Raw genomic sequence first — 23,891 nt, forward strand, 5'->3', positions numbered from 1 at the left:
CAGCGGTAGCGTCCCGTCACATCGTACTTTCAGTTGTCATTCATGTGACAAATAGTTGTCACGCCTGACCGCAGAGGAGCCCCATGGCCATCCGATGTACTGAAAGCCCCAGCCGTGCGTGGTGGACCGCCGGACTGGCGGCGGCCGTGGTGGCCGGCACGGCGGGGATCGCGCTCCAACCGGCGCCCCTGACTCGCTCGATGCCGGTGGCGTTGGCATCGGTGTCGGCGGGTGTGCAGCAGGCGATCGACGATCTGCTGGCCGTGATGCAGCAGGCAGCGACCAACGACGCAGCGCTGCCGTTTGCGACGCCCGACGGCGTCGCCATGCTGATGACGGGGCTGCAGGACACCAATTACGAACTGCTCATGGCCGGAATCTCGCGTGTCACCGAGCTGTTCGACGGCTGGTTCTTTCAATCGCCCGAGGTGATTGCCGGTGACGCCGCCGACCCCCGGCAGTACTTCCAGTTCTTCACCCCGGACATCTACTACCACGCGACCGCCGGCCTGGCGCCGGGCGCGACCTACGAGGTGACCGGCACCCTCGGCGGCGGAACCGAGGCGTTCGCCATCGCCACCGAGCAGATCACCGGTTCGCAGGCCGTCAGCAAGGAGAGCCTGGAACTGGGCAGCAACCTGGTGGTCAACCCCGACGGCACCTTCACCGTCTACGTCGGCCCGAATGCACCCAGCGGCGCGGTCAACTTCATCGACGACGACAGCGCCACCATCCAGGGAGCCGCCTCCCTGCTGGTCCGCGACGTGCTGGGCGACTGGGCGAAGGGGCCCAGCAACATCAGCATCCACTGCGTGGCCGACTGCCCGCCGTTCTTCGCCATCCCCGCGGGCGGCTTCTTTCCCAGCGACGATCCGACGACACCGCCGAAGATCACCTCGATCGACGACGCGCTGACCACACTGTTCAGTGCGTTCGCCAAGATCGCCGGCCCGTTCAACACCCAGAACATGGGGCTCGCCCAGATCGCGGGAGTCAACGAACCCGCCAACACCATGAGCCCGCTGGCCACCGAAACGAGCCTGTTCCCCACCGGCCTGCCGAGCGCGGACGTCTCGGCGGGGAATTTCGACCTGGCCCCCGGTGAGGCGCTGATCGTGAAGGTTCCCGAGGTGGACGCCGCCTACAACGGCATCGAGCTGATGAACGTCTACGGCGCGGCGCTGCCGTTCACCTTGTCGCAGACCACCCTGAACAACACCACGGCCTACCACGCCGACGACGGCTACACCTACTACGTGGTCAGCGCCACCAATCCGGGCGTGGCGAACTGGCTGGACACCGGCGGTGTCGCCAACGGCGAGATCTTCGCCCGATTCGAGAACCTCCCGGCCGGAAGCGACCCGACGGGCCTGCAGGTGACGACTCAGGTGGTGCCGGTCGCCGACGTGGCCCAATACCTGCCCGAGGACACCCCGACCGTCAGCCCGGCCGAATACGCCGCCGACATGGCGCAGCGGGTGCTGTCCTACGACTACGGCCTGGACGTGTCCCGGATGAGCGCCCAGCCGGCCTGGTTGATCCAAGAAATATTGTTCTCCGGGCTCAAGGGGCTGATCGGCAGCGACAATTTCGCGGCGGTCTTCGGCGAGGAACCGTCCACACCGCTGGCGATGCGGTTCACCGACGCACTGACCCCGAATTGGGATGCCGTCTGGCACGGGATCACAAGCGATCCCTTCGGCAGCCTGACCGCGGTGGCCAACAACCTGCCGCTGCTGTGGAGCGATATCAGCCTGCCGTTCCAGCTGGCAGCGGCGCAATCAGTGCTGTCGCTGCTGGTGCCCGGCGAGGCCGGCTCACTGCTCAACGACGCCCTGTTCGACCCCAACGGTGGGATCGTCGCCGGGTTGCTCAATGCTCGCGACGACTTCGCCACCACGATCCTGACTGCCAACAACGCCTGGCCTACCGAGGCAAGCGAGCAGGCCGCCCAGCAGTGGGCGAACATGGATGAGTTGATCCAACAGGCCGCCAGCACGGACCTGGGCTCGTGGTTCTCGTCGCTGTTCAACGCCAGCTGAGTCGATCCGTAGCGGCGCGACCGGGCACCGCAGCTCCGTAGGATCGCCAGCGTGAACGCCGACGCACTGACCCAGCTCATCGCCGATCTCCCCGAAGGCATGGTGGTCACCGATCCGACGATCACCGAGGGTTATCGGCAGGACAAGGCGCTGGACCCGATGGCGGGCCGGCCCCTGGCGGTGGTGCGCCCGTTGCGCACCGAAGAAGTGCAGGCGGTCATGCGGTGGGCCAGCGCCCATCGGGTGCCGGTGGTGACTCGCGGCGCGGGCACCGGCCTGTCCGGCGGCGCCACGGCGATCGACGGCGGGATCGTGCTGTGTACCGAGAAGATGCGCGAGATCACCGTCGACCCGGTCACCCGCACCGCGGTGTGCCAGCCGGGCCTGCTCAACGCCGAGGTGAAGAAGGCCGTCGCCGCCTACGGCCTGTGGTACCCGCCGGACCCGTCGTCGTTCGAGATCTGCAGCATCGGCGGCAACATCGCCACCAACGCCGGTGGCCTGTGCTGCGTCAAGTACGGCGTGACCACCGACTATGTGCTGGGCCTGCAGGTGGTGCTGGCCGACGGCACCGCCGTGCGCCTGGGCGGGCCCCGCCTCAAGGACGTCGCCGGGCTCTCACTGACCAAGTTGTTCGTCGGCAGCGAGGGCACCCTGGGGGTGGTCACCGAGGTGACCCTGCGACTCTTACCGGCTCAGCCGAAATCGGCGGTGGTGGTAGCCACTTTCGACTCGGTGACCGCCGCGGCCGAGGCGGTGCTCGACGTGTCCGGGCGGCTGCGCCCGTCGATGCTGGAGTTCATGGACGCCGCGGCGATCAACGCCGTCGAAGACCAACTGCGTATGGGGCTGGACCGCGAGGCCGCGGCCATGCTGGTGGCGGCCTCCGATGAGCGCGGCCATGCGGGCGCCGAGGATGTCGAGCTGATGGCGCGGGTGTTCGGCGAGCATGGCGCCAAGGAGGTGTTCTCCACCGACGACCCGGTCGAGGCCGAGGGTTTCGTGGCGGCCCGGCGATTCTGTATCCCGGCGGTCGAGGCGAAAGGCCCGCTGCTGTTGGAGGATGTCGGGGTGCCGGTGCCGCGGCTGGCGGAGCTGATCACCGGTATCGAGAACATCGCCGCCGAGCGCCGCCTGCTGATCTCGGTGATCGCCCACGCCGGCGACGGCAATACGCACCCGCTGATCGTGCACGACCCGAATGACCCCGACCAGGTGCGCCGCGCCGAGCTCGCCTACGGCGAAATCATGGATCTGGCCCTGGCGCTGGGCGGCACTATCACCGGCGAGCACGGCGTGGGGCGGTTGAAGCGGCCGTGGCTGGGCGAGCAACTGGGGCCCGACGTGATGGCGCTGAACCAGCGGGTCAAGGCCGCACTCGACCCGCTGGGCATCCTCAACCCGGGTTCGGGGATTTAGTCCCCACGGCGGCAAGGAAATTGGCGGTCAAGTGTTCGCAGATGCTGTCGACGTCGGGCAGCATGAAGTCGAGAGCGTCGGGGAACGCCGGACGCATCAGCATGTGAACGACCATCGGTCCGAGAAGTTGCTGGATCAGCACCAGCAGCGGCTGATCCTTGATGCGGCCTGCGCGGATCTCTGCCTCAAACCAGGCTCCGAGGGTGCCCAACATACGTGGCGCCGCGTAGCGGGTCAGTGACTGCACCGTGGGACTTGCCGGCCGCGAGTACACCTCCGCAAGCATCGCGGGAGCGACACGCGGTTCACGGCTCAGCACGTCCGCGATCGTGCGGTAAATGCCGTGCACCGTGGTACGGAGATCATCCGGCACGGCGGCGAGATAGTCTTCGATGTCGCCGATAGGACTGTACTGATCGAATACTGCGCGTAGCAGTTCGTCGCGTCCGCCGAAAACGGCGTGCAAGCTGAACACCGAACAGTCGGCACGTTCGGCAATGATGTCCAGGGTGGTTGCGGCCAAGCCGTTCTCGCTGATCAACTCGGCGGCCGCGCTCAGCGCTCGCACCCGTACCGGGGGCCGGCCGCCGGGGTCGATACCGGCGGCGCGGACCGCGGCATCGAGAACCCTGCGAGATCCGCCCAACCTGCGAAGCAGTGTGCTACGGGAAATTTGGGCTTCGGCAGCGATGGCACTGACCGGGACTTCAACAATGTCGCGTTGGAGTGTTTCGGCGGCGCGCACCGCGGCCTCGATCAGCTCCGGCGCAACGGTTTCCACGGACTTCGTGGTGGTATCAACGTGGCGGCTCACAGCAGGACAGCATCTTTTAGGCGCGACTGCAATCGCGCGACTCTCTGGAACTGTCCGAGCATGTTCAACGAGCCCAACATGGGAAAGCCCCCGATGAAGGTCCGGAATGAGGGGTGGCCGCCATGGACGTCGAGTTCATGCAGGCAGCCGACAATGTAGAACAAGCCCGCGGAGAAGATGGCAGCGGGGATCGCATACGCCAGTGGAGACCGGGCGTCGGCGACCAGTTCCTGAGCGTATTCGAATTCGTCGTGGGTCAGTGGTTGACGCTTCCGCACTTTGGCCAGCACTGTTTTGTGGGAACCTATCTCTTCGCCCAGTGCGGCCGGAGCCCTATGCTCCAGCCGCTGGACGTAGACGAAGGCACACGTCGCGAAAACCATGGCCATCACAGCTGCCAAAGCCGTCAGAGCACCCCAGAAAAGGCTCATCGTCCCCCTCCCCCCTTGTTGCTCGCAGCTGGGCTTGCCGTGGACGTGCTCGGATCGTCGTCGTCCCACAGCAACAATTGGCGCACCGCCGCACGGGATCCATAGGGCTGCAGCATCTGGCTGGCGGGCCGGGGCCGTACCTTCAGCGGCCACCAGAACCAGCGGCCCAGCAGCGCTGCGATCGACGGGGTCATGAACGACCGCACGATCAGGGTGTCGAACAACAGCCCGAGGGCGATCGTGGTGCCGATCTGCCCCAGGACCCGCAACTCGGCGAACATGAACGATGCCATCGTGGCGGCGAAGACCAAACCCGCCGAGGTGACTACCGATCCGGAGCCGGCCATCGCGCGGATGATGCCGGTGTTGATGCCGGCATGGAGTTCCTCCTTGAATCGGGATATCAGCAGCAGGTTGTAGTCGGATCCCACGGCCAGCAGCAGGATGACCGCCAGTGCCAGCACGATCCAGTACAGCTGGATGCCGAAGATGTACTGCCAAATCAGCACCGAGAGCCCGAAAGACGCTCCCAAAGACAGCGCTACGGTGCCGACGATGACCAGTGCGGCGATGACGCTGCCGGTGATGAACATCATCACCAGCAAGATCAGACTCAGCGCCGCGACTCCGGCGATCATCAAGTCGTATTTGGCGCCGTCGGCGATGTCCTTATAGGTGGCCGCGGTGCCGGCGAGGTAGATCTTGGAGCCTGCGAGCGGAGTTCCCTTGACCGCATCCCGCGCAGCATGACGAATCGCGGCAATGTGCGAAATACCCTCCGGCGTCGCGGGATCGCCCTCATGGGTGATGATCATCCGGGCCGCCTTGCCGTCGGGCGACATGAACATCTTCACGCCCCGCAGGAATTCCGGATTGGCGAAGACCTCCGGCGGCAGATAGAACGAATCGTCGGTTTTCGCCTCGTCGAATGCCGTACCCATAGCGGTCGCGTTGTCGAGGCCGGCAGCAGCCTGGTCGTTCAACCCGGAACTGGTCGCGTGGTTCGACATGGTCAGGTCGCGGTTTCGTTCCTGACTGGCGATCTGGGGCGGGATCAGGCCGAGCAACTTGGGTTGCAGTGCATCGAGTTTGGCGATACTCCCGGCGACGTCGTCGAGCTGAGAGGTGAGCACGTCGATCCCGTCGAGCGCGTCGAGCACCGACCGGATGGCCGCGCACACCGGGATATCGAAGCAGTGCGGTTCCCAGTAGAAGTAGCTGCGCAGCGGGCGGATGAAGTCGTCGAAATTGGCGATTTTGTTCCGTAGATCCGCCGCGGTAGTCACCGTCTGGGCAAATGCCTTCGCCTGCTCACCGGTGATGGCGCCCGATTGCTGTTGCAGTAGGTACTGCTGGCGCAGGATATCGATCGAATTGTTGATCACGTCAACCTGTTTGAGCATGGTGGCGGCTTGTGACTCCTGGAAGGGGAGGTTGAGGATCTGCGTCGCGCTGCCAGCGCTGATCTGGAACGGGATCGATGTGTGATCCAAGGGCGTGCCCAGCGGCCGGGTGATCGATTGGACCTGCGCGATGCCGTCGGTGTGGAAGATCGCCTTGGCCACGCGCTCGAGCAGGATCATGTTCGTCGGGTTGCGCATGTCGTGGTCGGCTTCGATCATCAGCAGCTCGGGGTTGAGCCTGGCCTGCGAAAAGTGCCGTTCGGCAGCGGCATAGCCGACGTTGGCCGGGGCGTCAGCCGGCATGTACGGTCGGGTGTCATAGCTGGTCTTGTAGCCGGGCAGGGCGAGCAGGCCGATCAGCGCGACCGCGATCGTCGCCACCAGGATGGGTACGGGCCAGCGCACCAGAGCAGTGCCGATTCGCCGCCAGCCCTGGGTACTCAGCTCCCGCGCGGGCTCGAACAGGCCGAAGTGCCGGCCGACGGCGAGCATGGCGGGCGCCAACGTCAAGGCCGCGGCGACAGCGACGAGAACTCCGATACCTGCCGGGACACCCAGTGTCTGAAAATACGGAAGCCGAGCAAAGGTCAGGCAGAACACCGCACCGGCAATCGTCAGGCCCGAGCCCAAAATGATGTGTGCGGTGCCGTGATACATCGTGTTGAACGCCGTGACCCGGTCCTGGCCGCCGTAGCGGGCTTCGTGGAAGCGGCCGAGCAGGAAGATTGCGTAGTCGGTGCCGGCAGCGATCACCAGCAGGGTCAGAAGATTCGTCGAGTACGTCGACAGTTTGATGATGCCGGCGTTGGCCAACACGGCGACGACGCCGCGCGACGCGGTCAACTCGATCATCACCATGAAGATCACCAGGACCGCGGTGGTGATGCGTCGGTACAACCACAACAGCATCATCAGGATGACGCCGATGGTGATCAGGGTCGTCTTCCAGGTGCCCTTGCTGCCGACTTCGAATTGGTCGGTGACCAACGGCGCGGCGCCAGTCACATAGGCCCGTACGCCCGGCGGCGGCGGCGTGTCATTGACGATGTTGCGCACCGCATCGACCGATTCGTTGGCCAGTGATTCGCCTTGGTTTCCTGCGAGGTAGACCTGCACCAACGCGGCCTTGCCGTCGTTGCTCTGCGAGCCGGCCGCGGTCAGGGGATCGCCCCAGAAGTCCTGAACGTGCTCGACGTGCCGGGTGTCCCGCTTGAGCTTGTCGATCAAACCGTCGTAGTAGTGGTGCGCATCGGCACCCAAGGGCTGATCGCCCTCCAGCACGATCATCGCCGAACTGTCCGAACTGAACTCTTGGAAAACCGCACCGATGTGCTTGGCGGCCTGCAGCGACGGTGCGTCCTGCGGGCTCAGTGACGCGTTGTTTGCTTCGGCCACCTTCTCCAGTTGCGGTACAAAGACATTCGTCACCATGGCAACAGCGAGCCAGAAGAATACGATCGCGACGGAGTAGCGCCGCAGCAGGTCCGGGACCCGACGCCACGAGATTTGCGGGCTCATCCGGACTTGTCCATACAGTAGGTGAAGGCGTGCAAGGCATCGGCCGTTCTCTCGTCTTTCACGTCGCCGTCGATCGTGATCCGGCAGCTGATCGAATCGCTATCGCCTTGCGCCTCAACATTGGCAGCAACGGCCGGTTTCGTCGTCGTCGCGTCGTAGGACCAGGGCAGCACAACAGCGTCGGCACGTTGCGGTTGCGCATCCACATCCAAATAGGTGATGGTCGCGACAGTTCCCGGCGGGCCATACACCTCGATGAGCACTCGCTTGGGGTTGAACGGTGCAACGTCGTTGGCGAAACCACTGGGGGTAGACACGACGTCGTGGGACGCGAAAATGCCGTGCAGGCGATACACCGTAAGTCCCGCGACGAACACGACGACCACCGCCGTCAACGGCTTCCAGTTGTGGCCCAGGCGGCGTACCCATGAGACCTTCTGGCTGTCATGCCTGTTCACGCACGACCACCAATGTGCGGTATCCACTCGCTCGAGGTTCCTGGCCGGCCGTGTGACATAGCGGCAAACGTAGACTGCATTACAGTCTCACACAAGTGCCGTGTCAGCTGCGGTACAGAAATCAGGAATCCCGCAGCCATTGACACCAAATGCACTCTTGTCGTATCAATGAGACATGACGACCACGCTGTCTCATCCGAAATTTGAACTCTGCAACGCCGACACCTGGCCCAACCCCTGGCCGATGTACGCCGCGCTGCGCGACCACGACCCGGTCCACCACGTGATCCCGGAGAACGCGCCCAACCAGGACTACTACGTGCTGTCTCGGCACGCCGACATCTGGGCGGCCGCCGCCGACCACGAAACGTTCTCCTCCGCGCAGGGACTGACCGTCAACTACGGCGAGCTGGAGATGATCGGCCTGGCCGACAACCCGCCGATGGTGATGCAGGATCCGCCGGTACACACCGAGTTTCGCAAGCTGGTGGCCCGCGGCTTCATGCCGCGGCAGGTGGAGTTGCTGGAGCCCAAGGTGCGCGAGTTCGTCGTCGAGCGCCTCGAGCGGCTGCAGGCCAACGGCGGCGGTGACATCGTCGCCGAGCTGTTCAAGCCGCTGCCGTCGATGGTGGTCGCGCACTATTTGGGTGTGCCGGAAGAGGACCGCAGCCAGTTCGATCGCTGGACCGAAGCGATTGTCGCGGCCACCGTCAGCGAGGACGGGGTCGCCTCGGCCGGGGACGCGATCGGGGAGATGATGGGTTATTTCACCGGGCTCATCGAGCGCCGCCGCACCGACCCGCAGGATGACACCGTCTCGCACCTGGTGGCAGCCGGAATGGGTGCCGACGGTGACATCAACGGGTTGCTGTCGGTACTGGCCTTCGCCTTCACCATGGTCACCGGCGGCAACGACACCACGACCGGAATGCTCGGCGGCTCAGTGCAATTGCTGCAGCGCTCCCCCGAGCAACGTCAGCTTCTCGTCGACAATCCCGAGCTGATCCGCGACGCCGTCGAGGAGTTGCTCCGGCTGACCTCCCCCGTGCAGGGGCTGGCCCGCACCACCACCCGCGACGTCGCAATCGGCGACACCACCATTCCGGCGGACCGCAAGGTATTGCTGCTGTACGGCTCGGGCAACCGCGACGAACGCCAGTTCGGGCCGGACGCCGCCGAGCTCAACGTGCGCCGCAAGCCGCACCAGATCCTCACCTTCAGCTACGGCGCGCACCACTGCATCGGCAACCAGGCAGCGAAGATGCAGGCCCGCGTGGCGCTGGAAGAGCTGCTGGCCCGCTGCCCGAACTACGCGGTCGACGAATCCGGGATCGTCTGGGCCGGCGGCAATTACGTACGGCGCCCACTGTCGGTGCCCTTCACCGTCGGATCGTGATGGCCGGGCGGGCCTGGCTGTCCGATCAGCGCGGCGAGTTGGCCGCCGAGAAAATTCTCGACGCGGCCGAGAAACTGTTCGCCGAACAGGACCCCGCCTCGGTGGGCATGACTGAGATTGCCCGCGCCGCAGGCTGCTCCCGCGCCACGCTGTATCGGTATTTCGAGAGCCGCGACGCGCTGCACACCGCCTACGTGCACCGGTGGGCGAATGCGCTCTATCACGAGTTGACCCGGCGGCTGGCCGGCATCGACGAGCCGGCGGAGCGGCTGGTCGCCGGGATCACCGAATCGCTGGCACTGGTGCGCGGCAACCCGGCGCTGGCGTCGTGGTTCGCCGAGACCGGACCACCGATCGGTGCCGCGATGGCCGCGCGGTCCGATGTCATCACCGTGATGGTCGCGTCGTTCCTGTCCGCCTTGGGCGCCGAAGACAACGACGCGGTTCCGCAACGCGCCCGATGGGTGGTACGGGTGGTGACGTCGATGCTGAGCTTCCCGGGGCGCGACGCCGACGACGAGCGAGAAATGCTGACGCAGTTCGTGGTCCCGGTCGTGGTGTCGCCGACGGTACAGTCTTCGTAACCTCCGGCCGAACCGCCCGCCGAGCGTGAAGCCAGCTTCACGTTCGACCCCTGAGCGTGAAGGCAACTTCACGCTGGGCGGGACGCACCCGGGTGAGCCGGTGCAGCAGCCAGGACACCGGCACGGTGACGACCATGGTGACCACGAACAGCGCCAGCATCGAGCCGGTGTAGACCGGGGTGTGCAGCACCTCGACCATCACCACCTCCATCAGCACCAGGTGAACCAGGAAGATCTCATAGGAGATCTCCCCCAGCCACACCATCGGCCGGCTCGCCAGCAGTCGCGCGTACCAACCGCGATTGCCCAACGCCAGCGGCGCCACCATCAGCGCGGCGATCACGGCGTAGAACCCGGCCTTGACCAAGGCCTCGGAGAGTTTGGCCGGTGACGTGGTGGGCTCCCCCGCGATCGGCGTGGAAGCGATGAGGTAGCAGATGAGCGCCAACGGAATCGCCACGAAGCCGTAGCAGCGCACGCCCATCGCCTGTAGCACCGTGAGCGTCATCCCGGCGACGAACCAGGCCAGATAGCCCGGCAGCCACAGCCGGGCGCCGTCGGGCAGGAAGTCGGTCGTGTGTACGAGCGTCAGCCAGGCCGGCGTGATCGCTGCCGCCGCAGCCAACCCGGCCAGCAGCAGCCCCGGCCGCCACTGCCGGCGGCACAGCCAGACCAATGTCACATACGCCAGCAGCGGCAGCACTACGTAGAAGGCGACTTCGACTGCGAGACTCCACATCTGGGTGAGGCCCTGGTGCAGATACCCGAACATGTAGTTGTCGGTGTAGATCTGAGTCAGCGTCAGGTTCCGCAGCAGCCCGATCCAGTTGTGGCCGGGGTTCGGTCCGGCGGCGCGGTAGTGGTAGATCACATAGGCCAGCGCCACCGTGACGACATAGGCGGGCATGATGCGCCGCACCCGGTGCCAGGCGTAGCGGCGCACCGACGGGTCCGGGCGCCCCAATGCAGTGGCCCGCACCCAGGGCTGAAACAGCAGAAAACCGGAGAGCACGAAGAAGATCGGCACCCCGATCTCCATCCGGGAACCCAGCAATCCCGCGTAGCCGTGGGTGTACTTACCGGTGGTGTAGGCCGCATGCGTTCCGACCACCAGGAGCGCCGCCACCGCACGCACACCGGTCAGCGAGGCAACCCGGTCCACGTGAGAGACCTGTTCGAGCCCGCCCTGCTCGACCTCGTCGCGCGGCAGGGTCATTCGGTCCGTTTCCGGTACCCACCCTCGCCACGCCGATCGGGTTTGCCAGACGGCCGGTCACAACGCAGGTTGATCAGCTGGCCCTGAATCCGGGTCTGCTCCAACGCCTTGAGCGTCTTGCCGGACAGTTTGGCGGGCAGCTCGACCAGCGAGTGGTCCACCTTGATGCTGATGTTGCCGAAATCGCTGCGATTCAGACCACCCTCGTTGGCCAGCGCCCCGACGATCGCACCCGGGTTGACCTTGTGCCGCTTGCCGACCGCGATACGGTAGGTCGCGAATCCGTCTTTAGGCGGGCCCTTGCGGTCACCTTTGCGGTCGTCGCGGCCGCCGTCGCGATCCGGCTTGGCGCGTTCGCGTCGCTTGTCCGGCGGCGGCTCCACCATCAGGAACGCCTCACCGTCGCGAGACTGCAGCGCCAGTGCGGCGGCAATGTCTGCCATCGGCACGTTGTGCTCGCGGCTGTAGTCCTCGACCAAACGGCGGAACAGCTCGATGCCCGACGCACTGAGATGGTTGGTGATCGCGTCGGCGAACTTGGCGACCCGCTGAGCATTGACGTCGTCGACGCTGGGCAGCTCGGCCTCGATCAGCTTCTGCCGAGTCACCTTCTCGATCAGCCGCAGCAGGTGGCGTTCCCGCGGGTTGACGAACAGCAGCGCGGTTCCCGAACGCCCGGCGCGCCCGGTGCGCCCGATCCGGTGCACATAGGCCTCGGGGTCGTTGGGAATGTCGTAGTTGACGACATGCGAGATCCGCTCCACGTCCAGTCCGCGGGCGGCGACATCGGTGGCGACCAGGATGTCGATATTGCCGTTCTTCAGCGAGGCGATGGTCCGCTCTCGCTGCGCCTGGGCAATGTCACCGTTGATCGCCGCCGCGGAGAATCCTCGGGCGCGCAGCTTTTCGGCGACCTCTTCGGTGGCCTGCTTGGTGCGAACAAAGACGATCATCGCTTCGAAGGGCTCGACTTCGAGCACCCGGGTCAGCGCGTCCATCTTGCGGGGCCCGGCGACCTCGATGTAGCGCTGGGTGATGTTCTCCGCGGTGGTGGTTTTCGCCTTGACAGTGACTTCGACGGGGTCGTGCAGGTAGCGGCTGGTGATGCGGCGAATGGCCGAGGGCATGGTCGCCGAGAACAGCGCCACCTGCTTGTACTCGGGGGTGTCGGCCAGGATGCGCTCGACGTCCTCGGCGAATCCCATCTGCAGCATCTCGTCGGCCTCGTCGAGCACCAGGTAATCCAGGTGCGACAAGTCCAGGCTGCCGCGTTCCAGGTGATCGATGACCCGGCCCGGAGTACCGACCACGACCTGCGCGCCGCGCTTGAGCCCGGACAGCTGCACGGTGTAGGACGCGCCGCCGTAGATCGGCAGCACGTTGATCCGGGGCAGATGCGCACCGTAGCGCCCGAACGCCTCGGCGACCTGCAGCGCCAACTCGCGGGTTGGCGCGAGCACCAGCGCCTGGGTGGCTTTGCTGGTGGTGTCGATGCGCGACAGGATCGGAATGGCGAACGCGGCGGTCTTGCCGGTGCCGGTCTGGGCCAGCCCGACCACGTCGGAACCCTCCAGCAGGGCCGGGATGGTGGCGGCCTGAATCGCCGAGGGCGTCTCGTAGCCCACCTCGGCGACGGCCTTCAGCACCGAGGGGTGGATCTGCAGGTCGGCGAAAGTCGGGGTGGGCGGGTCCGACAGGGACCCAGTGGTGTCCGGGAACGGCTCAGCGGGGGCATCAGGCGAGGTCATAGCGCTTAGCAGTCTACGGGCAAAGCGGCCCACCTACCGCCACTGTTGATCGCCGACAGTGGCGGACCCGACATCGGTGGTCGGCCACGCCTCCCCGGGCGGCCGGCCGGGCGGCGGTACGGTGCCCGGTGTGCCAAGTGCCGCCAAATCCTCAGTACTGGTCGCCGCACTGGCCGTAGCTCTGCTGGCCGGTTGCGGTTCGGGTGACTCCACCGTCGCCAAGACCCCGGAGAACACCAGCCCGGCCGCCGCGCCGCCGGAGGCGCCCCCAGCCACCACCGGGCCTGCCACGTCGAACAGCCCGGCGCCCGCAGATCCGTGCGCGGTCAACCTGGCCGCGCCGGCAATCGCCAAAGCCGTCTCCGAGCTGCCCCCCGATCCGCGCAGCAAGCAGCCATGGAGCCCGGAGCCGCTGGCTGGCAACTACAACGCCTGTGCCGACATCTCGGCGGTGGTCGTCAAGGCCAACACCAATGCCGAACACCCGAGTACGCGGGCGGTGCTGTTTCACCGCGGCGAATTCCTTCCCCAAGCCGTGCCGGACACCTATGGGTTCAGCGGAATCGACGTGGCGCAGTCCACCGGCGACACGGTGGCGCTGCGAAACGCCAGCGGTATACCGGGGTTGGCCGGGATCGTGAAATTCCACTGGAACGGCAATGGGGTGGACATCGTCGGCAACACCACTCGGTAACCGGTCGCGCCCTCAGAACCAACTGTCGCGCTGCGAGTGGCGCCCGAAGGCATCGGTGTCGTCGGGGTCCTCGCGATAGTGCCGATTTCGGCGGGTCGAACTGTTGCCGGTGATCCCGAATTTGGCCAGCACGTCGGGCACCGCAGCCCCGTTGGTGAGCGAACGCAGCTGGTGTCCCGCATCGACATCAAAACCGTTGTGGTGCAGTGCCACCGGCTCGGGCTCCGCAATCACCACCGGCACCCGCGGAATCTCGACAGTCAGCGGTTCGGTGGCGGGGTCCTGCGCACGGCGAGCCGGAGTGGCTCTCGTCGCGACAACCGGGATCGGGTCAGTGCGTTCGTCGGCCGCAGGTTCGACCTGCAGGGCGTGGAAGCGTCGCGACAGGCTGACGCGTTCAGGGGCTCTGGCGTTACCGGGGTCCTCATCGAAGTCATCGAAGTCATCCGGATCATCGAAGTCGTCAAAGTCGTCGAAGTCACCGAAATCGTCGGCATCGGCGCGGTGGTCGCTCCGGCTGGTCCTCCGGCGGTCCGGGTCGATGACGTAGCCGACCATGAACAGCGCGGCGACCACCCCGAACAGCGCAACGAAGGCGGGCAGCAGCGTCGCCTCCGACATCGCCGCCGCGAACGGCTCGTGCAGGAACTCGGGCAGCTGCAGGACCGCGGAAGCATGCTCGGGCTGCCGGCCCCCCGGCATGGGCGGCAGGTCGGCGGCGATCCTCGACGTCATGAAGGCGGCCATGCCTGCGCTGCCCAGCACCGCTCCGACCTGGCGCGTCGCGTTGTAGACGCCGGAACCGGCACCGGCCAGATGCGGCGGAAGGTTGCGGGTGGCGGTGGCCGCCAGCGGCGACCAGATGAACGCCATGCCGACCCCGATCACCGCGAACGGCAGCACCAGCCGCCAGATGGGGGTCACCGGTGTCATCTCGATGGACAGCCAGGTGAGTCCGATCGCCAGTACCGAGAAGCCGAATCCGACCACCGTCCGGGGATGGGCGCGGTCGACGATCTTTCCCACAATCGGTGCCAGCACTCCGCTGGCGATCGCCATCGGGGCGGTCAACAGGGCGGCACGGGTGGGTGACATCTCGCACACCGCCTGCGCGTAGAACATCACCGGCAGCACCATCCCGGTGACCGCGAAACCGATGACGGCCACGCCCGCGTTGGCCAGGCCGAAGTCGAGGTCACGGAAGATGTGCAGCGGTACCAACGGCTCACCGTCGGTGACGGCCTGCCAGTACACGAAGACCGCCATGCAGCAAAGGCCGCCGAAGATCTGCGCCCAGATCCACGGCGCCCACCCCTGCGACTCACCTTCCTGCAGGGCGAACACCAGCAGGAACATTCCGGCCCCCGACAGCGCCACGCCGAGGATGTCGAAGCGGTGACGGTGCACCGGCAGTTCGGGGATCAGCACGATGGCCAGAACCAGCCCGATGGCGCCGATGGGGACGTTGACGAAGAAGATCCACTCCCAGCCCAGCCGGTCGACCAGCACGCCGCCGGCCAGCGGCCCGATCAGCGTGGCAACCCCGGCGGTCGCGCCCCACACGCTCATGGCCGCGCCGCGCCGTTCCGGAGGGAATGTGCGGGTGATCACCGACAGGGTTTGCGGGGTCAACAGAGCGGCGCCGATGCCCTGGACGGCTCGGGCGGCGATCAGCATCTCGATGCCCCCGGCCAAACCGCACCACAGCGACGCCGCGGTGAACACCGCCAGCCCGATCAGGTACAGGTTCTTGGGCCCGAACTGGTCGCCGAGACGACCGGCGACCAGCAGCGGTACCGCGTAGCCCAGCAGGTAGGCACTGGTAACCCAGATCACCGTGTCGTAGCCGATGTCGAGCGCCGACATGATGCTCGGATTGGCGACGGCCACGATCGTCGAATCCACCAGGATCACGAAGAAGCCGAGCATCATCGCCCACAGGGCGTTCCACGGGTTGACCGGATCAGCCGAGCGCGACGACCCGGAACGTGCGATATCCGCGCGTTCCGGGTCGTCATACGTGCTGCTCAAGCGCCGCCCTCCCGTCGCTGCGCTGTGCTGTTCGGGGCATCAACCCACCTCACTGCGACGCTACGGACAGATGATGCCGGGAACAACTCGGATCGCCGCGGTGCTGTTCGCTGCGGGACGACGGTCGCATCCGTTGAAACGGGTAAACAACCACCAGCGCGTTAGCCTGAACACCACCAAGTCCAAACGGGAGGCAGCCATGGGCATCTTTCGACGGCGACGCCCGGCGCAGGCCCCGGCGCCGACCTTCGACGGTTCAGCGAGGCTCGACGGAGGAGAGGCGAAGCTGGGACTGCCGCGTGAACCCGACGAGGAGAAGCCGACCATGGCGGCCCGGGTGTTGGCGCGGGTCATCGAGCGCAGCGAGCGGGTGCAGGGTCCGGCGGTGCGGGCCTACGTGGAGCGCCTACGACGAAGTGATCCCGATGCCGATCCGGCCCAGGTGATAGCAAAGCTGGAGAAGCGTTACCTGGCGGCTGCCACAGCCAGCGGCGCTGCGGTAGGCGCTACCGCGGCGGTGCCGGCGATCGGCACCCTGATGGCGCTGTCGGCGGTCGCCGGGGAGACCGCGGTCTTCCTGGAGGCCACCGCGTTCTTCGTGCTTTCCGTCGCGGAGGTACACGGCATTCCCGTGGACAACGGGGATCGGCGCCGCGCGCTGGTGCTGGCGGTGTTGGTGGGCGACCAGGGCAAGGGTGCGCTCGCCGACCTGCTCGGCCCGGGCCGCACCAGCGGCGCGTGGCTCGCCGAAGGTTCGGCGGGCGTCGCGGCACTGCCGCTCCCGGCGGTCAGGGAGTTGAATTCCCGGCTGCTGCGGTACTTCGTCAAGCGCTTCACCCTGCGCCGCGGGGCGCTGGCGTTCGGCAAGCTGTTGCCGGTCGGCCTGGGAGCTGTGATCGGTGCCATCGGGAACCGGCTGATGGGCAAGAAGATCATCGGCAATGCCCGCAAGGCATTCGGCACCCCCGCCCGCCGCTGGCCGGTGAACTTGCACCTGGTGCCGGCCCTGGATGACGGCCCGGGCTCTCCAGCCCACTCCGCATAGCCGTCAGCGGGACCGGGGCCGCCGGACAATAGCCCGCGAACTGGCGGAATATCTCCGAGGGGCTAGCCTTTGTAGGGCAGGCGGGCGCGGGCGCAAGTGCCACGCCGAACGACCAGGAATCGAGGCGAGAAGCTGTCGTGAGCGGTATCAGTTCACCCTTCGGTCAGAACGAGTGGCTAGTCGAGGAGATGTACCGCAAATTCCGCGAGGATCCCTCCTCCGTGGATCCCAGCTGGCACGAATTCCTGGCCGACTACTCCCCCGGCGGTTCAGCGAGCCTCGACGGAGGAGAGGCGAAGCTGGGAACGGCGCATGAAACCGACGCGCAACGTGGTGACGGTGCGGCCGCACCGGCGGTGACCCGCCCGGCTCCCGCCGCGCAGTCGGCTCCTCCCACTCCCCCGGCGCCCGCAGCACCCGCCCCCGCGGCGCCGCCCGCTGCAGTCCCGGCCCCCGCCGCTAAGCCGGCCCCGGCCGCCAAGCCTGCCGCCTCGCAAGCTCCCCCGCCGCTCGCCGACGACGAGCTGCAGGTGTTGCGTGGGGCCGCCGCGGCGGTGGTCAAGAACATGTCCACCTCCCTTGAGGTGCCGACGGCCACCAGCGTGCGCGCCGTGCCGGCCAAGCTGATGATCGACAACCGCGTCGTCATCAACAACCAGCTCAAGCGCACCCGCGGCGGCAAGATCTCGTTCACCCACCTGCTGGGTTACGCCATCGTGCAGGCGGTCAAGCAGTTCCCCAACATGAATCGGCATTTCGCCGAGGTCGACGGCAAGCCGAACGCCGTCACACCGGCCCACACCAACCTGGGGCTGGCGATTGACCTGCAGGGCGCCGGCGGCAAGCGCTCCCTGGTGGTGGCCGCCATCAAGGGCTCGGAATCGCTGCGCTTCGCGCAGTTCGTCGACGCCTACGAAGACATCGTGCGCCGGGCCCGCGACGGCAAGCTCACCGCCGAGGACTTCGCCGGCGTGACGATCTCGCTGACCAACCCCGGCACCATCGGCACCGTGCACTCGGTGCCGCGACTGATGGCCGGCCAGGGCGCGATCATCGGCGTCGGCGCGATGGAGTACCCCGCCGAGTTCCAGGGCGCCAGCGAGCAGCGCATCGCCGAACTCGGGGTGGGCAAGGTGATCACCCTGACCTCGACGTATGACCACCGCATCATCCAGGGCGCGGAATCGGGTGACTTCCTGCGCACCGTGCACGAGATGCTGCTGTCGGACGCGTTCTGGGACGAGATCTTCTTCGAGCTGTCCATCCCCTACGAGCCGGTCCGGTGGCGGACGGACAACCCAGACTCGGTCGTGGACAAGAACGCCCGCGTCGTCGAGCTGATCGCCGCCTACCGCAACCGCGGCCACCTGATGGCCGATATCGACCCGCTGCGCCTGGACAACACCCGGTTCCGCAGCCACCCCGACCTGGACGTGCAGAGCCACGGCCTGACGCTGTGGGACCTGGACCGGGAATTCAAGGTCACCGGCCTGCCGGGCAGCGATATCCGCAAGCTGCGCGAGATCCTGTCGGTGCTGCGCGACGCCTACTGCCGCCACGTCGGCGTGGAGTACACCCACATCCTCGAACCCGAACAGCAGCAGTGGCTGCAGGAGCGCGTCGAGGTCAAGCACGTCAAACCCACTGTGGCGCAGCAGAAGTACATTCTGAGCAAGCTCAACGCCGCCGAGGCGTTCGAGAGCTTCCTGCAGACCAAGTACGTCGGCCAGAAGCGGTTCTCCCTGGAAGGCGCCGAGGCGGTCATCCCGATGATGGACGCGGCCATCGACCAGTGCGCCGAATACGGCCTCGACGAGGTGGTCATCGGGATGCCGCACCGTGGCCGGCTCAACGTGTTGGCCAACATCGTCGGCAAGCCCTACTCGCAGATCTTCACCGAGTTCGAGGGCAACCTCAACCCGGCCGAGGCGCACGGCTCCGGCGACGTCAAGTACCACCTCGGCTCCACCGGGGTGTACCTGCAGATGTTCGGCGACAACGACATTCAGGTGTCGCTGACCGCCAACCCGTCCCACCTGGAGGCCGTCGACCCGGTCTTGGAGGGACTGGTCCGGGCCCGTCAGGACCTGCTGGGCCGCGGCGCCTTGGGCACCGACGAAGACCCGCCGTTCTCGGTGGTGCCGATGATGCTGCACGGCGACGCCGCGTTCGCCGGCCAGGGCGTGGTGGCCGAGACACTGAACATGGCACTGCTGCCCGGTTACCGGGTCGGCGGCACCATCCACATCGTCGTCAACAACCAGATCGGTTTCACCACCGCGCCGGACTACTCGCGTTCCAGCGAGTACTGCACCGACGTGGCCAAGATGATCGGCGCGCCGATCTTCCACGTCAACGGCGACGATCCGGAGGCGTGCGATTGGGTGGCCCGGCTTGCGGTGGACTTCCGGCAGAAGTTCCACAAGGACGTCATCATCGACATGCTGTGCTACCGCCGCCGCGGGCACAACGAGGGCGACGACCCGTCGATGACCAACCCGTACATGTACGACGTGATCGGCACCAAGAACAGCGTTCGCAAGAGCTACACCGAAGATCTGATCGGCCGTGGTGACATCTCGATGAAAGAGGCCGAGGACGCGCTGCGCGACTACCACGGCCAACTGGAGCGGGTGTTCAACGAGATCCGCGAACTGGAGAAGCATGCCGCACTGCCGAGTGAGTCGGTCGAGTCCGAGCAGCAGGTGCCGCGCGGACTGAACACCGCGGTGGACAAGGCGATGCTGGCCCGCATCGGCGACGCGTTCATGGCGATCCCCGAGGGCTTCACCGTGCATCCGCGCGTACTTCCGGTGCTGGAGCGACGCCGCGAGATGGCGTACGAGGGCAAGGTGGACTGGGCGTTCGGCGAGCTGCTGGCACTGGGCTCGCTGGTCGCCGAAGGCAAGCTGATCCGGCTGTCCGGGCAGGACACCCGCCGAGGCACCTTCTCGCAGCGCCACTCGATCATCATCGACCAGGCCAACGGCGCGGAGTTCAGCCCATTGCAGCTGCTGGCCACCAACGCCGACGGCACCCCGAGCGGCGGCAAGTTCCTGGTCTACGACTCGCCATTGTCCGAGTACGCCGCCGTTGGTTTCGAGTACGGCTACACCGTCGGCAACCCCGAAGCCCTGGTGCTGTGGGAGGCCCAGTTCGGCGACTTCGTCAACGGCGCCCAGTCGATCATCGACGAGTTCATCAGCTCCGGCGAGGCCAAGTGGGGCCAGCTGTCCAACGTGGTGCTGCTGCTGCCGCACGGCCACGAGGGCCAGGGCCCCGATCACACCTCCGGGCGCATCGAACGCTTCCTGCAGCTGTGGGCGGAGGGCTCGATGACGATTGCGGTGCCGTCGACCCCGTCGAACTACTTCCACCTGCTGCGCAGGCATGCACTCGACGGCATCCAGCGGCCGCTGATCGTGTTCACCCCGAAGTCGATGCTGCGCAACAAGGCGGCAATCAGCGACGTCAAGGACTTCACCGACGTCAAGTTCCGCTCGGTGCTCGAAGAACCCACCTACGAAGACGGCGTGGGCGACCGCAGCAAGGTCACCCGGGTGCTGCTGACCAGCGGCAAGCTCTACTACGAGCTGGTCGCTCGCAAGGCCAAGGACAGCCGTGACGACATCGCGATCGTGCGGATCGAACAGCTGGCCCCGCTGCCCAAGCGCCGTCTCGCCGCGACGCTGGACCGCTACCCGAACGCGAGGGAGTTCTTCTGGGTGCAGGAGGAGCCGGCCAACCAGGGCGCCTGGCCACGGTTCGGTCTGGAACTGCCGGAGCTGTTGCCGGAGAAGCTGACCGGGGTCAAGCGGATCTCGCGCCGCGCCATGTCGGCACCGTCATCGGGGTCGTCGAAGGTGCACGCGGTCGAGCAGCAGGAGATCATCGACTCGGCATTCGGCTGAGGCACGAAGCCGAAGACCGAGGAGACATGGGCAGCGCTCGGCATTCGGCTGAGGCACGAAGCCGGCGCGCCGAGTGTGCGCTTTGGTCACCGACACGGCGATGATGCCCACCAAACCGCACACTCGCCGGGGCGCTGAATCCGGTACCGGCGGTACCGGATAGGCTCGGCGTTCCACCAACCGTTGGGGAGAGCACATGCAGGGATTCGCCGGGAAAGTCGCCGTCGTCACCGGTGCCGGATCAGGCATCGGCCAAGCGCTGGCCATCGAACTGGCCCGCTCCGGAGCGCAGCTGGCGATCAGCGACGTCGACACCGAAGGGCTCGCCCAGACCGAGCGGCGTCTGACCGAGCTGGGGGTACGGGTCAAGGCCGACCGCCTCGACGTCACCGAGCGCGAAGCATTCCTCGCCTACGCCGAAGAGGTCAAAGAGCACTTCGGCAAGGTCAACCAGATCTACAACAACGCCGGCATCGCGTTCAACGGGGACGTCGAGATCAGCGCGTTCAAGGACATCGAGCGGGTGATGGACGTCGATTTCTGGGGCGTGGTCAACGGCACCAAGGCCTTCCTGCCGCACCTGATCGAATCCGGCGACGGACACGTCATCAACATCTCCAGTTTGTTCGGGCTGCTGTCCATACCCGGCCAGGCCGCCTATAACGCGGCGAAGTTCGCGGTCCGCGGCTTCACCGAGGCATTGAACCAGGAGATGGCCATCGCCAAGCACCCGGTCAAGGTCACCACGGTGCACCCGGGCGGCATCAAGACCGCTATTGCCCGCAACGCCACCGCCGCCGAAGGGCTGGACGCCGCGGCCACGGCCGACTTCTTCGACCGGCGGCTGGCCTCTACCACTGCCGAAGAGGCCGCCCGAGTGATCCTCAACGGCGTCAGGAAAAACCGGGCCCGCGTGCTTATCGGAAATGACGCGCGGACTTTGGACCTGCTCGTGCGCATCCTGGGCCCGCGATACCAACGCCTGTTCTCGTTCGTCATCCCCAGATTCAGGCCCAGCTAGCTATCTGCCCAGCGGGTGCTCGTCCAAGAAAGCGTCCACGACAACCTGCGGGTCGGCGCCTTCGGTCACCTGTCGGCGCATGTCGATCAGTGAGTCGGTGTCGAGCACGCCGGCCACCTGATTGACCGCCAACAGTTGGGCCTCGGTCAACTCATTTCGGCGATACAGCGGCACCACATTCTCGGCGCGCACCAGCGCGGGGCGCGCATCGGTGAGCAGCACAATCCCTGCCGGCACGTCGGGGTCGGCAGTACTGGACCACGCCGCGGTGATCTGACGGGCCTGCAGCGCAGCGAACAGCGCTGCATCGTCAGGGAATTCGCGTACCTTCGGCAGCCTGCAACGGCCCACCACATTCGGCGCCCGCGCGCCCGCGACAGCGCCGACCGTCAACGAGGTGCAATGTTTGACGAGCGCAGGCAGGTCGGTGCCACCCCACGCGGTCGCGGTCGCCTTCGTCACGGCCAATGTGGGCTTGTCCTCGGCGGTCATGGCGTAGTCACCGACCGCGAGACCCTCCGGCAGCGCGCCGGCCAACGCCCAGTAGACGCCCCGATCGGAGCGGGCCGCGGAATCTTGTGCGAAGGTCGCCAAGAAGCGGCCGGTGAAACCGGGAACGACAGTCAACTCCCCCGCATCCAACCCGGCTACCGGATCGGCGACGACCTCAAGCCGCACCACGGCACCGGTGCCGCGCAGCGCGCTCGCATACAGATGGCCCAGGACCTGCGACTGCGGATCCGGCGACATTCCCACATGCAGCGGCGGCGGCCCCGGATGGGCACCACAACCGGCGATCAGCACAGCCGCGCATCCCAGCGCCAGGCGGCGCAGGTGATGTCCTAGCGGCCTGGGCACCGTGCGCTCTACGACGCGGAGTCGGCGGCCGCCGCAACAGCGGCCGCAACGGCCGGCTCGACCCGCGGGTCCAGCGGGCTGGGCACGATACGGTCTGGTGCCAGCTCGTCGGCGACGACGGAGAAAATCGCCTCTGCTGCAGCCAACTTCATCGCCTCGGTGATGCGGCGCGCACCAGCGTCCAGCGCACCACGGAACACGCCGGGGAAGGCCAGCACGTTGTTGATCTGGTTGGGGAAATCACTGCGGCCGGTCGCCACCACCGCCGCGTACTTGGCTGCCAGGTCAGGGTGGATCTCGGGATCGGGGTTCGACAGTGCGAACACCACGCCACCCGGCGCCATCGACGCGATCAGCTCCTCGGGCACCACGCCACCGGAAGCGCCCAGGAAGACGTCGGCGCCGGCCAGCGCCTCGGCCAGGCCACCGGTCAGACCACGCGGGTTGGTCCGCTGCGCCAGCTCAAGCTTGACGTCGTTCATGCCGGAGCGCTCCGGATGCAGCACGCCCTGCGAATCCAGCACGATCATCTCCGAGACACCCCTGGAGAGCAGGATGTTCGCGCAGGCCACCCCCGCGGCGCCCGCACCGGAGACCACCACCCGCAGCGACGCGATATCGCGGTCGAGCACCTTGGCTGCACCCAGCAGGGCCGCCAAGGCCACGATCGCGGTGCCGTGCTGGTCATCGTGCATCACCGGGCAGTCCAGTGCCTCGATCACGCGCCGCTCGATCTCGAAGCATCGCGGGGCGGAGATGTCCTCGAGATTGACCGCCCCGAACGACGGGCGCAGCCGCACCAGCGTCTCGACGATCTCGTCGGGGTCCTTGGTGTCCAGCACGATCGGAATGGAGTCCAAGCCGGCGAACGTCTTGAACAGCGCGGCCTTGCCCTCCATCACCGGCAGGGACGCCGTCGGGCCAAGATCACCCAGCCCCAGTACCGACGTTCCGTCGCTGACCACGGCCACCAGCCGGTGCGCCCAGGTGTAGCGCGCCGCCAGCGTGTGGTCCGCGGCGATGGCGCGACTGACCTGCGCTACCCCCGGGGTGTAGGCGATCGACAACGCGCGTTGGCTGTCCAGCGGAGTTTTGAGGTCGACAGAGATCTTTCCGCCCGTGTGGGCTTCGAAGATCTCTTCGTCTCCGATGACAATCGGCGTGTTCACCATGTTCGCAAGGTTCTCGGGCATCGATAGTCCAGGGTACTTCGCTGGTTTTGCATTCTTTCGGTCGGCTGGGGCAGCCAGCTGCATCCCGTGTTGCGCATCTACGCGCTTTCGCTGATGTTTTGCCGGACTG

Annotated in this window: 17 protein-coding genes; 8 read left to right on the forward strand and 9 right to left on the reverse strand. The window is 66.5% G+C overall.

Translation table 11 applies throughout. The annotated features are described in order from the left end of the window. Positions 1-83 precede the first annotated feature (83 nt). Positions 84-2,042, forward strand: coding sequence for a hypothetical protein (locus NM962_14120; GenBank protein ID UVO11132.1), 1,959 nt, complete (start codon positions 84-86; stop codon positions 2,040-2,042). A 51-nt stretch (positions 2,043-2,093) separates the two neighbouring features. Then, a complete protein-coding gene (locus NM962_14125) occupies positions 2,094-3,461 on the forward strand; it encodes an FAD-binding protein (GenBank protein ID UVO11133.1) in 1,368 nt (455 codons plus the stop codon). On the opposite strand, the gene NM962_14130 is transcribed toward NM962_14125, so the two are convergent. Genes NM962_14130 through NM962_14145 form a run of 4 tightly spaced genes read right to left on the reverse strand, consistent with a single transcriptional unit; the run spans position 3,439 to position 8,043 of the window. After that, complete coding sequence (locus NM962_14130) at positions 3,439-4,275, reverse strand: TetR/AcrR family transcriptional regulator (protein UVO11134.1); 837 nt, start codon at positions 4,273-4,275, stop codon at positions 3,439-3,441. The two genes, NM962_14125 and NM962_14130, sit on opposite strands and share 23 nt — an antisense overlap. Continuing rightward, positions 4,272-4,706 carry a hypothetical protein gene (locus NM962_14135; GenBank protein UVO11135.1) on the reverse strand — a complete coding sequence of 145 codons (435 nt, stop codon included), beginning with the start codon at positions 4,704-4,706 and terminating at the stop codon, positions 4,272-4,274. The genes NM962_14130 and NM962_14135 overlap by 4 nt, the downstream gene beginning before the upstream one ends. Next, positions 4,703-7,627: an MMPL family transporter gene (locus NM962_14140; protein ID UVO11136.1), complete on the reverse strand. Its 2,925-nt coding sequence runs from the start codon at positions 7,625-7,627 to the stop codon at positions 4,703-4,705. The genes NM962_14135 and NM962_14140 overlap by 4 nt, the downstream gene beginning before the upstream one ends. Beyond that, entirely contained in the window at positions 7,624-8,043 is a 420-nt protein-coding gene (locus NM962_14145; protein UVO14733.1) for an MmpS family protein, read from the reverse strand. The genes NM962_14140 and NM962_14145 overlap by 4 nt, the downstream gene beginning before the upstream one ends. Positions 8,044-8,260: 217 nt before the next feature. Here NM962_14145 and NM962_14150 point away from each other — a divergent pair, with 217 nt between their 5' ends. Next, positions 8,261-9,481 carry a cytochrome P450 gene (locus NM962_14150; protein UVO11137.1) on the forward strand — a complete coding sequence of 407 codons (1,221 nt, stop codon included), beginning with the start codon at positions 8,261-8,263 and terminating at the stop codon, positions 9,479-9,481. Further along, positions 9,481-10,065 carry a TetR/AcrR family transcriptional regulator gene (locus NM962_14155; GenBank protein ID UVO14734.1) on the forward strand — a complete coding sequence of 195 codons (585 nt, stop codon included), beginning with the start codon at positions 9,481-9,483 and terminating at the stop codon, positions 10,063-10,065. The genes NM962_14150 and NM962_14155 overlap by 1 nt, the downstream gene beginning before the upstream one ends. A 37-nt stretch (positions 10,066-10,102) precedes the next feature. Here NM962_14155 and NM962_14160 read toward each other — a convergent pair whose 3' ends face one another. Both NM962_14160 and NM962_14165 read right to left on the reverse strand, forming a co-directional pair. Continuing rightward, positions 10,103-11,281, reverse strand: a complete 1,179-nt coding sequence (locus NM962_14160; protein UVO11138.1) for an acyltransferase — start codon at positions 11,279-11,281, stop codon at positions 10,103-10,105. Next, on the reverse strand, positions 11,278-13,029 hold the full coding sequence (locus tag NM962_14165) for a DEAD/DEAH box helicase (GenBank protein ID UVO11139.1): 1,752 nt from the start codon (positions 13,027-13,029) through the stop codon (positions 11,278-11,280). The genes NM962_14160 and NM962_14165 overlap by 4 nt, the downstream gene beginning before the upstream one ends. 121 nt (positions 13,030-13,150) lie before the next feature. On the opposite strand from NM962_14165, the gene NM962_14170 reads away from it, so the two are divergent. Beyond that, positions 13,151-13,723, forward strand: a complete 573-nt coding sequence (locus NM962_14170; GenBank protein ID UVO14735.1) for an LppP/LprE family lipoprotein — start codon at positions 13,151-13,153, stop codon at positions 13,721-13,723. Positions 13,724-13,735: 12 nt separating this feature from the next. Here NM962_14170 and NM962_14175 read toward each other — a convergent pair whose 3' ends face one another. Further along, on the reverse strand, positions 13,736-15,655 hold the full coding sequence (locus tag NM962_14175; GenBank protein ID UVO14736.1) for an MFS transporter: 1,920 nt from the start codon (positions 15,653-15,655) through the stop codon (positions 13,736-13,738). Between the two features lie 298 nt (positions 15,656-15,953). Here NM962_14175 and NM962_14180 point away from each other — a divergent pair, with 298 nt between their 5' ends. The 3 genes from NM962_14180 (at position 15,954) to NM962_14190 (ending at position 21,731) form a co-directional block, all read left to right on the forward strand. Next, entirely contained in the window at positions 15,954-16,799 is an 846-nt protein-coding gene (locus NM962_14180; protein ID UVO11140.1) for a hypothetical protein, read from the forward strand. A 137-nt stretch (positions 16,800-16,936) separates the two neighbouring features. Further along, the gene (locus NM962_14185) at positions 16,937-20,710 is read left to right on the forward strand and encodes a multifunctional oxoglutarate decarboxylase/oxoglutarate dehydrogenase thiamine pyrophosphate-binding subunit/dihydrolipoyllysine-residue succinyltransferase subunit (GenBank protein ID UVO11141.1); all 3,774 of its coding nucleotides are present in this window, start codon (positions 16,937-16,939) and stop codon (positions 20,708-20,710) included. 196 nt (positions 20,711-20,906) lie between these two features. Further along, a complete protein-coding gene (locus NM962_14190; protein ID UVO11142.1) occupies positions 20,907-21,731 on the forward strand; it encodes an SDR family oxidoreductase in 825 nt (274 codons plus the stop codon). Here NM962_14190 and NM962_14195 read toward each other — a convergent pair whose 3' ends face one another. Further along, positions 21,732-22,589, reverse strand: coding sequence for a hypothetical protein (locus NM962_14195; GenBank protein ID UVO11143.1), 858 nt, complete (start codon positions 22,587-22,589; stop codon positions 21,732-21,734). 8 nt (positions 22,590-22,597) lie between these two features. Continuing rightward, positions 22,598-23,782: an NADP-dependent malic enzyme gene (locus tag NM962_14200; protein ID UVO11144.1), complete on the reverse strand. Its 1,185-nt coding sequence runs from the start codon at positions 23,780-23,782 to the stop codon at positions 22,598-22,600. Positions 23,783-23,891 lie beyond the last annotated feature (109 nt).

Origin of the sequence: Mycobacterium sp. SVM_VP21 (genome assembly GCA_024758765.1) — a bacterium.
Taxonomy (GTDB): Bacteria; Actinomycetota; Actinomycetes; order Mycobacteriales; family Mycobacteriaceae; genus Mycobacterium; species Mycobacterium heraklionense_C.